We start from the raw sequence: 14,727 nt of genomic DNA on the forward strand, positions 1-14,727 counted from the left end.
GGACACCACCACGCCCGCGCCATAAGCCGCAGCCCCCGCCAGTGCCGTCCCCCGTTCCCCGCGCGCCATGCGCTCAAGGGCCAGGATCTTCATGGCCAGCACGGGAAAGACGCAGGGCATGAGGTTCAGGATCACGCCACCTGCAAACGCCATGAGCAGCAGCACGCCCACATTGGCGCGCGCATCCGCTACCGCCACGGGGGCGGCAAGGGCCTCGACCGCCCCCGGCACCGGCCTGACCTGCAACCCACGCTCGCGCCCCGAGCCATCACGCAGCACCACGATGCCCGACAGGTTGGCACCGCCATGGAATTCCGGCCCCGGATGCAGCACAAGCTGCACCACGCCATCGCGCACCGTGAGCGGCTGCGCGGCGTCCTGATCGATCGCGCCCGCCACCTCGGGCATGAACCAGGCATCGCGCACGCTGTCGGGCGAGAGTTCGCGCCCGCGCAACTGCATGATCCCTTCCGCCGAGACCCTGGCCGCAAACGGCGAGGCCACGGGGCGGCCCGCTGCGGCCTGCGCAAAGGCCGTAGCCTGCGCCGAGGGTTGGGGCGCACCGCGCGGCAGGCTCAGGCTGAACGTGCCGTGCTCGGGCACGCACACCTCGGCACAGACCAGCCAGTCCGCCACGGCATTGAGCGTAAGCGGACCATCGCCCTCACCCGCCACGGGGGTGAGGGTAACGGGCAGCAGCACATCGCCGGTATAGGCATAGGATGTCAGCGGCCCGTCATGCAGCACGCGCGGCGTGGGCCATTCGATGGTGCTGGCCTGCCCGGTGGCGCCCCCCTGCGCGTTCACCACAAGCGTGGGCGCATCGCCCGCATCACCGGGGTTGAGCCAGTAGGTGTGCCAGCCGGGGGCAAGTTGCAGGCGCAGGCCCACATGCAGCGGTCGGCCGGGGCTGTAGGTGTCATCATCCGTGACCAGCGTGGCGGTGGCGCGGGTCGAGGTTACGGGGTCGCTCTGGGCTGCATGGGCAGTCGGCAGGTTTGCCACCAGCATGCACAGGATCGACACAAGCCACAGAAAGGGCACGGACAGTACTCCACCAAAAACCGGGGATGAGGAAAAACGCAGCCACGCGGCACGGCAAGGATTGCCCCGCCACCATGCCCGACGCCATAAGATGAGGATATGGCTTTCGACCCGACCTTGCAAAACCGGCTGCATGCCCTTGTGGCCCAAAACGCCGCCGCCCTGCCCGTGGCTGAGGCCCTGCCTGCCCTGCAGGCAGCACTCGCCCGCACATCCAACGCCGTTCTGGTTGCGCCACCGGGGGCAGGCAAGACCACGCTGGTGCCGCTGGCCCTGCTTGCGGCCCCATGGCGGGGTGATGGGCGCATCCTCATGCTTGAGCCCCGCAGGCTGGCCACGCGCGCAGCCGCCACCCGCATGGCCGAACTGGTGGGCGAGCCGGTTGGCGGGCTGGTGGGCTACCGCACCCGGCTTGATGGCGCGACCTCGGAGCGCACGCGCATCGAGGTGATCACCGAGGGGCTGCTGGTGCGCCGCCTGCTGTCCGACCCCACGCTTGATGGCGTGGCCTGCGTGATCTTTGATGAAATCCATGAACGCTCGGTCGATGCCGATGCGGCGCTGGCCTTCTGCCTTGACCTCCAGCGCAGCCTGCGGCCGGAACTCAGGCTGGTGGCCATGTCGGCCACCATGGATGGCGCAGCACTCGCCACCCGCATGAATGCCGAGCGCGTGGAAAGCGAAGGCCGGATGTTCCCCGTGGAAATCCGCCACGCCACGCGCGACCTCGTGCATCGCCGCGACCTGCCCGATGCCATGGCCGCCGCCATCCGCACCGCCATTGCGCAGGATGAAGGCGACGTGCTGGCCTTCCTGCCCGGCGTGGCCGAAATTCACCGCGCGCGCACCGCCCTTGCCGGTATCGATGCCGATGTGCTGCCACTCTATGGCGAACTCCCCCCCGCCGAGCAGGACCTGGCCCTCACCCCCCACCCCGCCGGGCGCAGGCGGGTGATCCTGTCCACCTCCATTGCCGAGACCTCGCTCACCGTGCCCGGCGTGCGCATTGTGGTTGATGGCGGGTTCCGCCGCGTGCCCCGGCTGGATGTGGGCACGGGACTGACGCGACTCGATACGGTGCGCATCTCGCGGGCTGCCGCCCAGCAGCGCGCGGGCCGCGCGGGCCGCGTCGCACCCGGCATCGCCATCCGGCTGTGGACGGAAATGACCACCCGCGCCATGCCACCCCACGACCAGCCGGAAATGATGGAGGCCGAACTGACCGGCCTGCGGCTTGATGCCGCCGCGTGGCAGGAAGCCATGGGCACGGCGCCTGCCGACCTGCCCTTTCCCGATACGCCCCCCAATGGCGCGTTCGAGGCCGGGCGCAGCCTGCTTGAAGCCCTCGGCGCGCTGGATGAGGCGGGTCGCATCACCCGTGAGGGCACGCGCATGGCAGCCCTTGGCGCCCATCCCCGCCTGGCCGCCATGATGCTGGCCGCCCGCACCCCCCCCGAACGCGCCATGGCCGCCGATATCGCCGCCCTGCTGGAGGAACGCGACCCGCTGCGCCCCCGCCGCCCTGCAGGCGGCAGCCGGGGCGCGCCACCCGCGGCACCGGCCGATATCCGCCTGCGCCTTGACCTGATTGCAGGCGGCGACCACCCCGATGCCGACCGCGCGGCACTCTCGCGCATCCGCCATGCTGCCCGGCAGTATCGCAGGCGGCTGGGACTGGGCCGCGACATCGAGGCCACGGGCAACCCGGCCGCCCTGATTGCCGCAGCCTTCCCCGACCGGGTGGCGCAGGCACGTGGCGATGTGGGGTCCTTCCGGCTGGCGGGCGGGGGGAGTGCCCGGCTTTCCAAGACCGATGAACTGGCGCGCAGCCCCCTGCTGGCAGTGGCGGGCCTGCATGTGCGCAAGGCGGCCGAGATCTGCCTGGCCGCCCCGCTGGAGCGCGACAACCTGCCCCAGACCCTGCTGGCGCGGGCGAAGGAACAGGTGGAAACCACGCTCGACACCACCACGGGCAGCGTACTGGCCCGGCGCAGGCTGCGGCTGGGCGCCCTCGTGCTGCGCGACCGCACGGTGACCGCCAGCGCCGATGAGGTCTGCACCCTGCTGTGCGCGCAGGCGGCGCAGAACCTTGCTGCCACGCTCACCTGGTCCGATGCCTGCCGCCAGCTACAGGCGCGGGTGGAGACCGCCCGCACGCGGCTTGACCGCCCCGACCTGCCTGACCTGTCGGATGCGGCGCTGGCCACCACCACCGAAACATGGCTCGCCCCATGGCTTGCGGGGGTCAACCGCCTGTCCGCGCTGGCGGAGATGGACCTTCTGGCCATGCTGCGCGCCACCATGGACCATGCCAGCCTGAAATGGCTGGACCGCATGCTGCCCCCCCATCTGGACCTGCCCGGTGGCCGCGCCGCGATCGACTACCTGCAACCCGTGCCGGTGGCCGCCGCCCGCGCCCAGACCTTCTATGGCGTGACCCAGACCCCGCGCCTGGCCGATGGCAGGCTCGACCTGCGCATCGCCCTGCTCTCGCCCGCAGGCAGGCCACAGGCGATCACGGCGGACCTGGCCGGGTTCTGGGCCGGGTCATGGGCGGATATGCGGCGCGACATGCGCGGGCGCTACCCCCGCCATGACTGGCCCGAGAACCCGGCGACAGCCAGCCCGCCGCCACCACGCCCGCGCCGTCCGTCATAAGGCATGCCAGCGTTTTTTCAGCGTTTTTTGAAAAAAGCCCCACCATAAACGTCATGCAGTTTTCAGGCCGTGGGGCGCGGGTCTGTCGGACAGCTCCGAAAAACGCATGCATCTTGCCCTACCATGCCATGCAGACATGGCATTGCCGCTTTTTTCGGATAACATGCTGCATCATGAACGCATTCCCCCGCCCCCCGGCATGACATGGCCCGCCACGGCCCGTCCGGCTTCACGCCTGTTCCCGGTCCTGCTGCTGGGCATGGCTGGCGCGGGCACACAGGCGCTTGCGCAGGACGGGGGGGCACCGACCGTGCCCGCCAGTCCCTCGCTGTTCGCGCCCCCCGTGCCGCCGGTGGTGCAGACCGGGCCGCTGACCTTCGCCCCCCTGGTGCGCCAGGTTGGCCCCGCAGTGGTGAACATTGCCGTATCGCAGGCGCAGGACAGCCACCAGGCCGCTACCCGCCAGCCCCTGCCGCCCAGCGTGAAGGGCACGCCCTTCGAGCATAAATTCCGCGAGCGCATGCGCGCCCATGGCGAGGAAATGCTCGGCGCGGGCTCGGGATTCCTGATCGACCCCGGCGGCGTGATCGTGACCAATGCGCATGTGGTGGGGGGCGCTGACCAGATTACCGTCTCGCTCTCCGATGGCACGGAGTTTCCCGCCCGCCTTGTGGGCAGCGACGACCTGACCGATATCGCGGTGATCCAGATCCATGCGCCCCACCCCATGCCCTTCGTGCCATGGGGCGACAGCAGGCTGGTCAATATCGGTGACTGGATCATGGCGGCGGGCAACCCCTTCGGGCTGGGCTCGAGTGTTACGGCAGGCATCGTCTCGGCGCGCGGGCGCGACATCGGCACCAGCCCGTTCGATGATTTTTTCCAGATCGACGCGCCCATCAACCCTGGCAATTCCGGCGGGCCGTCCTTCAATCTGGGCGGGCAGGTGGTGGCGGTGAACACGGCCATCGTCTCGCCCACCGGCGGCTCGGTGGGCATCGGCTTTGGCCTGCCATCGGAGATCGTGGCCCCCATTGTGGAGGAACTGCGCCATAACGGGCATATAGACCGCGGCTGGCTTGGTGTTACACTGGCCGACGGCGCAGGGCATGGCGGCGTGCAGATCGTGGGAATCGACCGCGATGGCCCGGCCATGAAGGCGCACCTGCGCATTGGCGATGTCATTACGGCGGTAAATGACGAGCCGATCGATACCGCGCGCATGCTGATCCGCTCGATCGCGGCCAAGCGGCCCGCCTCCACCGTAACGCTGCACATCCGCCGCCGCCACGATACCATGAGCCTGGAAGCCTGCGTGGGCCACCGCCCCGATGAAGACCTGGACGACTGACCGACCCCGCCCCAACCGACACGAGGCCACTTTGCATATTCTTGTTGTTGAAGATGACCCCACCGTCCGCTCTTTCGTGGCCAAGGGCCTGAAGGAAGCGGGCCACCTGGTCGAGATGACCGATAACGGCAAGGACGGCCTGTTCATGGCCGTGAGCGAGAAATTCGACCTGATCATACTCGACCGCATGCTGCCCGGCGGTATTGATGGCGTGCGCCTGCTCGAGACCATCCGCGCGCAGAACAACACCACCCCCGTGCTGCTGCTCTCGGCGCTGGCCGATGTGGATGACCGCGTGCAGGGCCTCAAGGCGGGCGGCGATGACTACGTGACCAAGCCGTTCGCCTTCAGCGAACTGCTGGCCCGCGTCGAAGCGCTTGGCCGCCGGGGCCGCACCGAAACCGCGCCCCAGACCAAGCTGGAAGTGGCCGATCTCGAGATCGACCTGCTCTCGCGCACGGTGCGCCGGGCGGGGCAGAAGATCGACCTCCAGCCGCGTGAATTCCGCCTTTTGGAATATCTCGCCCGCCACGCAGGCCAGGTCGTGACCCGCACCATGCTGCTCGAGGGTGTGTGGGACTACCATTTCGACCCGCAGACCAACGTGATCGACGTGCATGTCTCGCGCCTGCGCCAGAAGGTGGACAAACCCTTCGGCGCGCCGCTCATCCATACCATCCGCAATGCGGGGTACATGCTGCGTGCCGAGTAACAGGCGCCCCCCGCCCCGCAGGGGCAAACGCGCGCCCTTTTACGGGGCGGCGCGGCCCATGGCAGCAGGGATGCGCCTTTACAGTCCGCCCCATGCCCCGTCGTGCGTGCGTGGATGGCGCCTGCACGGGTGGCCATGACAACGCCCGCCTTTTCCACGCCCGCCACGCCACGCCGCTCGCGCTGGCGGGCATGGCGGTCGGCCAGCCTGCGTTTTTCGCTGGCCTATGGCACCATGTTCGCGCTGTCTTCCATCCTGTTCATGTCGTTCATGTGGTGGGGCACGATCGGCTTCCTTGAACGCCAGGTGGAAACCGCCATCAACGCCGATGCCCGCGGCCTGGCCGAGCGCTGGGTCATGGGCGGCCTGCCCACGCTGGCCCTGACCATCGAGGACCGGCTTGAACAGAACCTTGATGATGACGCGATCTATCTGGTCATGGACCCGCAGGGCAATTACCTGACCGGCAACGTCTCCGCCTGGCCCGCCAGGGTGGAACATACCGACAGGTGGTACAACCTGCCCGATACCCGCGCGGGGCTGCGCGGGATGGCCCAGCTCCATGCCTATAACCTGCCCGGCACGGCCCAGACCCATACGGAAGGCCAGCTTGACAGCGGCTACCGCCTGCTGGTGGGGCGCGACGTGCGCGCGCGCGGCATCCTGCGCCACCTGCTGACCGATTCGCTGCTCTGGGCATGGGTCATGGTCACGCTGCTGGCCATCAGCGGGGCGGTGCTGGTGCACCGCATCTTCCGCCGCATGGTCAAGACCGTGGCGCGCACCACCTCCGCCATCGCGCATGGCGACCTGAGCCGCCGCATGCCGCTCGTGGGCAACGGCGACGAGATGGACCAGGTGGCCGAGGCCATCAATGAAATGCTCGACCGGATCGTGCGCCTGATGGATGGCGTGCGGCAGGTCTCCAACGCCATTGCGCACGACCTGCGCACCCCCATCGCGCGCGCGCGCACCCAGCTTGAAGATGCCGCGCTGCATGCCAGCACGCCCGATGAACTGCGCGGCGCGATCGATCGCGCGGTAGGCGACCTGGATAACGTGACCGCCGTGTTCGAGGCCCTGCTGCGCATTGCCCAGATCGAGGCGGGCGCGCGCCGCTCGGCGTTCATGACCTTCGACCTCGTGCCCGTGCTGCGCGACGTGGCCGACCTGTATGAAGCCGTGGCCGAGGAGCATGGCATTGCCCTCGCCCTCGACCTGCCCGCGCGCCTGTTCTTTTATGGCGACCGCTCGCTGGTGCAGCAGGCGGTGGCCAACATGCTGGATAACGCCATCAAATTCTCGCCCCCCGGCGGCACGGTTTACCTGCGCGCGCAGTTGCGCGAGAGCGCGCCGGGGCGCCTTGCCGGCCCCACGGGCGAGGGCATGCTCGACCTGTCGGTCAGTGACGAGGGCATTGGCATGAGCGAGGCGGACATGGCGCGCGCGACCGAGCGCTTCTTCCGCGCGGAGAAGGCCCGCCACACCCCCGGCTCGGGGCTGGGGCTGTCGATGGTGCGGGCCATCGTGCAACTGCATGGGGGGCAGATGCATCTCTCATCGCATGCGCCGGGGCTTACGGTTTCGCTCGCCCTGCCCGTAGCGGCCAGCGCCCTGGCTGAAGCGGATGAGGATATGCCTGCATCCACGCACATATCAGGCATGACTCAAACGTCACCTTTACCCCATCAGCACGACACGAACAGTAGCGTAGAGTAGCATCATGACCATGCAATCCTCCGTGACGCCCGCCATCGTCGTGATGAGTTTCTGCCTGTGCGGCGCAGCGCCCGCGCCGATAGCGCCGGAGGGCACGCCCCAGATCATGGCCGCGCGTGACGGCGGGAGCGACAAGCCGGTCATCATTACCAGCGACACCAAGGCCTACTGCAACCGGCTGCTCAACATCATCGATGCCTACGGCCCCACCCTGCCGCAGGATGTGGACAGCCTGCGCATGCAGGGAGCCGACATGTGCCGCGAGGGGCGCATCCGCTCAGGCATCGTACGGTTGCGTCGTGCGTTGGTCGAACTCAAGGAGACCACGCATTCATGACCCGACTCCATTTTCCCTTTCCCGCCCGCACCCGCCACAGGATAGCACTGTGCGGCCTGCTGGCGGTTGCCGGGCTGCACCCGGCAGCAGGCATGGCCCAGACACCCGACTCCACCCGCCCCGATGGCACCGAACTCGAACTGAGTGCCACCGGCACCGTGCAGGCCCCGCCCGATGAACTGACCGCCACCTTCGTGGCCGAGGCGCAGGCTGATACCGCCGCCGCGGCACAGGCGCAGCTCAATGCGCTCATCAGCGCGGCCATTGCCACCACCGCCCATACGGACGGGCTGGAGATCAACGCCGAATCCTATTTCGTGCATCATGATGAAGGCGATGTGCACCAAAACCGCAAACCACGCTGGGTCGCCCGGCAGGGCCTGCGCCTGACAGCGGCCGACGGCAAGGTGCTGCTGCCGCTCGTGGGCCGCATCCAGGCCGAGAACTTGGCGCTGACCCGGCTGGACTGGTCGCTCTCGCGCGCCAGGCGCGCGGAGCTGACCCGCAAGGCCGAAACCCTGGCGCTGGAAGACATGCAGGCCCGCGCGCAGGCGGCGGCGGCGACCCTCAGGCTCAGGGTCGTTTCCATCCGCTCGGTTGCGCTGGAGGAGCAGAACTTCCCCCGCCCCATGCCCATGATGATGATGGCCCGCATGGCCTCGGCTGATGGAGCCGCCCCCGAGGCCCCCACCGGGCAGCAGGATGTGACCGCGATGGCACGGGCGACGGTCATCCTCAAGCCCTGAACGTTCTTGGGCGCTGCCTTTTTTCCAAAAGGCGGTGTTCCTTGAAGCTTTTTGAAAAAAAGCTTCACCAAAACCCTTTATCCATAAAAAAAGCCCGGAGGGTGATCCCTCCGGGCTTTTGCGTCCTGTCCCCGCAAAGGGATCAACGCGGTGCCAGCACCATGATCATCTGGCGGTTTTCAAGCTTGGGCATATGCTCAACCTTGGCCAGTTCATCCATCTCGGCGCGGATGCGTTCGAGAACCTTCACACCCAGATCCTGATGCGCCATTTCACGGCCACGGAAGCGAAGGGTCACCTTCACCTTGTCGCCCTCGCCAATGAAGCTCTTCATGGCACGCATTTTAACCTGATAGTCATTTTCATCAATGTTCGGGCGAACCTTGACTTCCTTGATTTCAATGACTTTCTGCTTCTTGCGCGCTTCGTTGCGCTTCTTCTGCTGCTCGTATTTGAACTTGCCGTAATCGAGCACCTTGGCCACCGGGGGCTCGGCATTCGGGCTGATTTCAAGCAGGTCAAGACCAGCGGCATAGGCGCGTGCCAGCGCATCACGCGTGGACATGATGCCGAGCATCTCGCCCTCTTCATCGATCAGACGCACCTGCGGCACGCGGATCTCTTCATTGACGCGGGGGCCCTCTCGATTTGGCGGAGTGGGCATCGGGGGTCTGGCTATGGTCAGCTCCTGTAACTGTTTCATTCAAACGGCAGGCAAGGCCATTCCTGCCGCCCGCGCCCGTGGGCAGAGCCACGGAAAAACACGCAGGCAAGGAATGACCTTACATTATGGAAAGATATGTGACGCAAAGACGCGCCCCAGATCAAGTACTGTCTGCCCCGTGCCTGCGAAAACAGCCATGCAGTTCCGGCACACGACAGTGGCAATCAGCCGCGCTTGCGACGGATATCGGGTGGCAGGGCCTCATATGCAAGGGCCGAGACCGCTTCTTCCAGCGGCAGCACCTCCTGCGTCTTGCCGCCAAGGCGGCGCATGGCCACGGTGTTTTCCTCCGCTTCCTTGCGGCCCACGACCAGGATGACCGGCACGCGCGCCAGGCTGTGCTCGCGAATCTTGGCGTTGATCTTCTCGTTGCGCAGGTCGGCTTCCACCACCAGCCCCGCCGCGCGCAGGCTGTCGGTCACGTGCTGGGCATAATCGGCCGCATCGGTCACGATCGAGGCCACGACCACCTGGGTCGGCGCCAGCCATAGCGGGAAGCGCCCGGCATGCTGCTCGATCAGGATGCCGAGGAAGCGCTCGAACGAACCAAGGATGGCCCGGTGCAGCATGACCGGGCGATGGCGCGCGCTGTCCTCGCCCACATAGGAGGCATCGAGCCGCTCGGGCAGCACGTAATCGACCTGCAGCGTGCCGCACTGCCAGTCACGGCCAATGGCGTCACGCAGCACGAATTCCAGCTTGGGGCCATAGAATGCCCCCTCGCCCGGATTGTGCTCATAGGTGACGCCCGCCATGTCGCAGGCCACTTTCAGCGCGTTCTCGGCGCGGTCCCATGTTGCGTCGTCGCCTGCGCGCTGCTCGGGGCGATCGGCGAATTTGACGCGGAAATGCTCGAAGCCAAGGTCCTGGTACACATCGGCGAGCATGCGCACGAAGCGTGCGGTCTCGTCGGCGATCTGGTCCTCGGTGCAGAAGATATGCGCATCATCCTGCGTAAAGCCGCGCACGCGCATGATGCCGTGCAACGCCCCCGAGGGCTCGTAGCGGTGGCAGGCCCCGAATTCCGCCATGCGCAGCGGCAGTTCGCGATACGAGCGCAGCCCGTGGCGGAAGATCTGCACATGGCACGGGCAGTTCATCGGCTTCAGCGCGAGGGTCTTGTCCTCGTCCTCCACGGTGGCGATGAACATGTGCTCACGGTATTTGTCCCAGTGGCCGGAAGCCTCCCACAGGGCGCGGTCAACGAGTTGCGGGGTGCGGACTTCCTGGTAGCCGTTGCCGTCCTGCGCGCGGCGCATGTAGTCCTGCAGCACGGTGTACAGCCGCCAGCCCTTGGGGTGCCAGAAGATCTGGCCCACGGCTTCTTCCTGAATGTGGAACAGGTCCATCTCGCGGCCAATGCGGCGGTGGTCGCGGCGCTCGGCTTCCTCAAGCTGGTGCAGGTGGGCCTCAAGCTCCTTGCGGTCGCGCCAGGCGGTGCCGTAGATGCGCGTGAGCATGGGGTTGCGGTGGTCGCCGCGCCAGTAGGCACCCGCCACCTTCATCAGCTTGAAGGCATGGCCCACATCGGCCGTGCCGCGCAGGTGCGGGCCGCGGCACAGGTCCAGCCACTCGCCCTGGCGGTAGATCGAGATTTCCTCATCCGCCGGCAGGTCGCGGATCAGTTCGGCCTTGAAGCGCTCGCCCCTGTTCTCGAAGAATTCGATGGCCTTGTCCCGCGGCCACGCCTCGCGCACGAAGGGTTCGTTGGCGGCCACGATCTCGCCCATGCGCTTTTCGATGGCGGCGAAATCCTCCGGGCTGAACGGCTCGTTGCGATAGAAATCGTAATAGAAACCATTCTCGATCGACGGGCCGATGGTGACCTGCGTGCCCGGAAAGAGCGACTGCACGGCCTCCGCCAGCACGTGGGCGGCATCGTGGCGGATCATTTCCAGCGCCTCGGGGTCCTTGCGCGTGATGAAGCGCAGGCTGGCATCATGGTCGATCTCGCGGCCGATATCCATGAGCTTGCCATCCACTTCCATGGCAAGGGCGGCGCGGGCAAGACCGGCGCCGATGGACTGCGCCACGGTCGTGCCCGTCACTGCCCCGTCAAAGCGGCGAACGGATCCGTCAGGCAGGGTTATGGCAGGCATGGTTTCATTGCTCCGGTAAGAAGATACTGCGCTGTAATGGCGTCAGCCGCGCGTTGCCGCAACCCTGTCAACGCGCACGGTGGCCAGATCACGCACATAAATCACCCGCACCTGCCCTGCCCGCACCCCCACCGGGGCGGTCAGGGCGGGGTTGCTGTCGGCGGAAAACAGCACGGTGCACTTCACCCCAAGGGCGGCTGCCATGTGCATGGGGCCGGTATCATTGCCCACCGCCCAGGCCGCGCGGGCCAGCACGCCGCCGAGTTCGAGCAGCGTGGTCCGGCCGGTCAGGTCAAGCGCATCGGGGCAGGCGTTGCGGATGGTGCAGGCCAGCCCGGCCTCGCCCCCGCCCCCCACCACGACCGGCAGCAGGCCCTGGCCGCGCAGGCGCACGGCAAGGGCTGCATAGCGTTCTGCCGGCCAGCGCTTGGCCGGGCGGTGGGCGGCAGCACCTGGCACGAGCACCGCATAGGGCGCGGGCAGCACCGGGCCGCCCCGTGCCAGCCATGACAGGTCGGGCACGGGCAGGTGCGCGAGTCCCGCCCGCCTGAGCTGGTCGCGCTGGCGGGCGCGGGTATGCATGAAGCGCCGCTGCGGGTTGTCATGCACCGCCTGCGCGCCGCGCCCGATTCCCGACCACGCCCTGCCGCCCGAAAGATGAAAATAGCGCGTGCTGCGCCCCGAGGTCTGCAGGTCGTAAATGAAGTCATACCCCCGCAGCATGCGCCGCAGCGCCATGATGGCGGCAATGTCGCGCCACGGCGGCCTGCGGTCGAGCAGTACATGGTCGAACCACGGGCAGGCGCGACCGAGTTCGGCAAAGGGTGCCTGGGTCAGCAGGTCCACTTCATCATGGGCATGATGGGCGCGGATGGCGGCAAACGGGGCAAAGGACTGCACGAAATCGCCCAGCGCGCCCAGGCGGATGACAAGGATGCGGGCCATTGATCAGGGTGCCTCGGGGTCGGTTTCCAGCAAAGCGAGGTCCTGGCGCGCAAGGTCGGCCTCATCCGAATCCGGGGCCTGCCTGACCACGTCCAGCCAGTCGGCGCGGGCCAGTTCCATCTGGCCCTGGCGCTGGTACAGGATACCGCGCTCGAGCAGGGCCGCGCCGTTATGGGGCATGTCATGCAGGGCGGCGTTGATGTCGGCCATGCCCTGGTCGATGCGCCCGAGCTTGCGCCACGCGCCCGCCCGCGCCACCAGCGCCTCGTCACGCGCGCCTGGCGCGGATGGCAGCGGCGTGAGCATGTCGATGGCGCGCTGGGGCTGGCCCAGTTCCACCGCCACCCGCGCATAGACCAGCTTCAGCGCCGGGTCATCGGGGGCCAGCGCCAGCCCATAGGTTGCGCTGTCGAAGGCCTGTTTCGGGCTGTCATCAGCCTGCCAGGCGCGGGCTGCCGCCTCCGCCACGCTGGCACGGCGCAGGCGGGAGGCGGGTGTTTCCACCACGGCCTGCCGGCTGCCCCGCCTGCCTTCGGGCGGCGGGCCATCCGGCCAGTCGGGCACATGCGCCAGCCGGTCGAGGGTGGTGGCGGCGGTGGCGACATCACCCAGTTCCATCTGGGCCAGGGCCGCGCATTGCTCGGCCTCGAGGCCGCCGCCATGGCTGCGCCAGTCCTCGGCATAATCGCGGGCGCCATCGGGGTCATCGGCCAGGGTGGCGGTGCAGTGGTTGAAATCCCAGCCCTGCGGTGCCGCAGGCGGCGTGGATGAGGGCGTGGCGATGGGCGGCGCCGCTTCTTCTTTTACGGGACCGGTTTCATCGGCCCGGGCGCGCCCGCACGCAAGGCCTGCGGCCAGCACGAGGCCAACGGCCATGAAACCCGCGCGCCGGGGGCACGAAAACACCGCCACCGGCCTTGCGGCAGGACTGCGCCATACGGCAGGCGCGCAGGGGAAGGACTGGGCAGAAAATCTCATTAGCGCATTCGTCGGCCTGCCTGCGGCCAAGGTCAAGGCCAAAGCCCCATTGACCGGCAGACCGTGCAGTTCCATTGCGTTCGTGATATGGTGGAATGTGATGCAAACCGTTACTGACCGACCCGTCATCCTGCAGGTGCTGCCTGCGCTCGAATCCGGCGGGATAGAACATGGCACGCTGGAAATGGCGCAGGCCATCGTACAGGCTGGCGGCACGGCGCTTGTGGCCAGTGCGGGCGGGCGCCTTGTGCCACGCCTGAAATATATCGGCGCAACCCCCATCGCGCTCGAACTCGGGGCCAAGAATCCCTTCTCCATCATGCGCAACGCCAGCAGGCTGCGCCATGTCATGGCCGAGCATGGCGTCAACCTGGTGCATGCCCGCTCGCGCGCGCCCGCCTGGGCGGCATCGCTGGCCTGCCGCCGGGCGGGCGTGCCGCTGGTCACCACCTGGCATGGGGTGCATGCCGCCAACCTGCCGGGCAAGAAGCGCTATAACAGCGTGCTCGCCTCGGGCGCGCGGGTCATTGCCATCAGCCAGTACATCGCCACCCGCCTGCGCGATGAATACAAGGTGGGCGATGACCGCCTGCGCCTGATCCCGCGCGGGGCGGACATGCTGCGCTTCGACCCGCATAACGTGCGCGGCAACCGCGTGCAGAAGCTTATGGGGCTGTGGCAGATCCCCGACGGGGCCGCCGTCATCATGCTGCCCGCGCGCGTAACCGGGTGGAAAGGCCACGCCGTGCTGATCGAGGCGCTGGCCCACCTCACCCGCACGCAGGGCATCGCCCAGGACTGGGTATGCATTTTCGTGGGCGAGGCCAACGCGAAGGAAGGCCGTGCGCTCGTAGCCCAGGCCGAGCGCTGCGGCATCGCCGAACACCTGCGCTTCGCCGGACACTGTGCCGACATGCCCGCGGCCATGATGCTGGCTGACATGATCGTGGTGCCCTCACGCAGGCCCGAGCCGTTCGGCCGCGTGGTGGTGGAGGCGCAGGCCATGGGCCGCCCCGTGATCGTGGCCGCCCACGGCGCCGCACTCGAGACGGTGGAGAACGGCGTGACCGGCTTTGCCTTCCCCCCCGATGATGCGCAGGCGCTGGCCGCGTGCATCCGCCACGTGGCCGACCTGTCGGCAGGCGAACGCGCGGACCTGGCCGCCCGCGCGCGCGAAAACGTGTACCTGCATTATTCCACCCAGGCCATGCAGTACGCGACCCTGTGCGTTTATGATGAACTCCTGCACACCCGGCTGGCGGACACGTTCTATCACGCTGCCGTGGGCAGCCTGGACTGGGATGAGGAAGCCCTGCCCCAGGCGGGCTGAGGGGGCGCACCGTAATTATGTCATATACGGTGCAACAATGCCTTGATCTGCCTCATGGCCGCGCCAAAACACGGGCCGAGCATC

The 14,727-nt window shown here is 67.7% G+C and carries 12 protein-coding genes; 7 read left to right on the forward strand and 5 right to left on the reverse strand.

Annotated features, from left to right (window positions below; translation table 11 throughout):
• A partial coding sequence (locus HNW77_RS10925; RefSeq protein WP_408886817.1) for a protein-disulfide reductase DsbD domain-containing protein occupies nucleotides 1-1,044 on the reverse strand: 1,044 nt, incomplete at its 3' end.
• A 99-nt stretch (nucleotides 1,045-1,143) separates the two neighbouring features.
• Here HNW77_RS10925 and hrpB point away from each other — a divergent pair.
• The 6 genes from hrpB to HNW77_RS10955 all read left to right on the forward strand — a co-directional run bounded on the left by hrpB (nucleotide 1,144) and on the right by HNW77_RS10955 (nucleotide 8,567).
• Entirely contained in the window at nucleotides 1,144-3,702 is a 2,559-nt protein-coding gene (gene hrpB / locus HNW77_RS10930) for an ATP-dependent helicase HrpB (protein ID WP_241694411.1), read from the forward strand.
• A gap of 136 nt (nucleotides 3,703-3,838) precedes the next feature.
• Nucleotides 3,839-5,053, forward strand: a complete 1,215-nt coding sequence (locus HNW77_RS10935; RefSeq protein ID WP_241694412.1) for a S1C family serine protease — start codon at nucleotides 3,839-3,841, stop codon at nucleotides 5,051-5,053.
• Between the two features lie 31 nt (nucleotides 5,054-5,084).
• Nucleotides 5,085-5,765 (forward strand): winged helix-turn-helix domain-containing protein, encoded by a 681-nt coding sequence (locus tag HNW77_RS10940; protein WP_078524887.1) that lies wholly within the window; start codon nucleotides 5,085-5,087, stop codon nucleotides 5,763-5,765.
• Between the two features lie 114 nt (nucleotides 5,766-5,879).
• Nucleotides 5,880-7,484 carry a sensor histidine kinase gene (locus HNW77_RS10945; RefSeq protein WP_241694413.1) on the forward strand — a complete coding sequence of 535 codons (1,605 nt, stop codon included), beginning with the start codon at nucleotides 5,880-5,882 and terminating at the stop codon, nucleotides 7,482-7,484.
• 4 nt (nucleotides 7,485-7,488) lie between these two features.
• A complete protein-coding gene (locus HNW77_RS10950; protein WP_172157621.1) occupies nucleotides 7,489-7,821 on the forward strand; it encodes a hypothetical protein in 333 nt (110 codons plus the stop codon).
• Entirely contained in the window at nucleotides 7,818-8,567 is a 750-nt protein-coding gene (locus tag HNW77_RS10955; protein ID WP_172157623.1) for an SIMPL domain-containing protein, read from the forward strand. The genes HNW77_RS10950 and HNW77_RS10955 overlap by 4 nt, the downstream gene beginning before the upstream one ends.
• Nucleotides 8,568-8,709: 142 nt before the next feature.
• On the opposite strand, the gene infC is transcribed toward HNW77_RS10955, so the two are convergent.
• The 4 genes from infC to HNW77_RS10975 form a co-directional block, all read right to left on the reverse strand.
• Nucleotides 8,710-9,231, reverse strand: coding sequence for a translation initiation factor IF-3 (gene infC, locus HNW77_RS10960; RefSeq protein WP_172157625.1), 522 nt, complete (start codon nucleotides 9,229-9,231; stop codon nucleotides 8,710-8,712).
• Between the two features lie 224 nt (nucleotides 9,232-9,455).
• Complete coding sequence (gene thrS, locus HNW77_RS10965; protein WP_172157627.1) at nucleotides 9,456-11,390, reverse strand: threonine--tRNA ligase; 1,935 nt, start codon at nucleotides 11,388-11,390, stop codon at nucleotides 9,456-9,458.
• A gap of 42 nt (nucleotides 11,391-11,432) precedes the next feature.
• Nucleotides 11,433-12,335 carry a glycosyltransferase family 9 protein gene (locus HNW77_RS10970; RefSeq protein WP_172157629.1) on the reverse strand — a complete coding sequence of 301 codons (903 nt, stop codon included), beginning with the start codon at nucleotides 12,333-12,335 and terminating at the stop codon, nucleotides 11,433-11,435.
• Nucleotides 12,336-12,338: 3 nt separating this feature from the next.
• A complete protein-coding gene (locus HNW77_RS10975; protein WP_241694414.1) occupies nucleotides 12,339-13,211 on the reverse strand; it encodes a tetratricopeptide repeat protein in 873 nt (290 codons plus the stop codon).
• Between the two features lie 202 nt (nucleotides 13,212-13,413).
• Between HNW77_RS10975 and HNW77_RS10980 the strand changes: the two genes are divergently transcribed.
• A complete protein-coding gene (locus tag HNW77_RS10980) occupies nucleotides 13,414-14,643 on the forward strand; it encodes a glycosyltransferase family 4 protein (RefSeq protein WP_172157676.1) in 1,230 nt (409 codons plus the stop codon).
• Nucleotides 14,644-14,727: the final 84 nt, after the last annotated feature.

It is taken from the genome of Komagataeibacter melomenusus (assembly GCF_013155395.1).
Taxonomy (GTDB): domain Bacteria; phylum Pseudomonadota; class Alphaproteobacteria; order Acetobacterales; family Acetobacteraceae; genus Komagataeibacter; species Komagataeibacter melomenusus.